This window comes from Paludifilum halophilum (assembly GCF_002245355.1).
Lineage (GTDB): Bacteria > Bacillota > Bacilli > Thermoactinomycetales > DSM-45169 > Paludifilum > Paludifilum halophilum.
The window spans coordinates 1-384 of sequence record NZ_NOWF01000195.1; the positions used below are offsets into that span (position 1 = coordinate 1).

The 384-nt window shown below is 42.2% G+C and carries 1 protein-coding gene; it reads left to right on the forward strand.

Annotation, left to right across the window (positions count from 1 at the left end; genetic code table 11):
- A partial coding sequence (locus CHM34_RS18815; RefSeq protein WP_141201801.1) for an ATP-binding cassette domain-containing protein occupies nucleotides 1-384 on the forward strand: 384 nt, incomplete at both ends.

Here is a 384-nt window from a genome sequence, read left to right on the forward strand (position 1 = left end):
CGTAACAATTATTGGCGGAAATGGTGCAGGTAAATCGACACTATTGAACAGTATTGCTGGTTCTTTTCCAGTGGATCAAGGGAAGATTTTATTGAATGGCAAAGATATCACCAAAAAGTCAGTGGTTGCTCGCTCCAAAGAAATCAGTCGTGTCTTTCAAGATCCTAAATTAGGCACTGCTGTCCGATTGACGGTGGAAGAAAATTTAGCACTAGCAATGAAACGTGGTAAAAAACGAGGCTTTTTCCGTGGCGTCAAGCCACAAGATCGTTCTTTTTTCAAGGAACATCTCGCACGTTTGAATCTTGGGTTAGAAAATCGTTTGACCACTGAAATCGGCTTGCTTTCTGGAGGACAGCGTCAAGCGATCACTTTATTAATGGC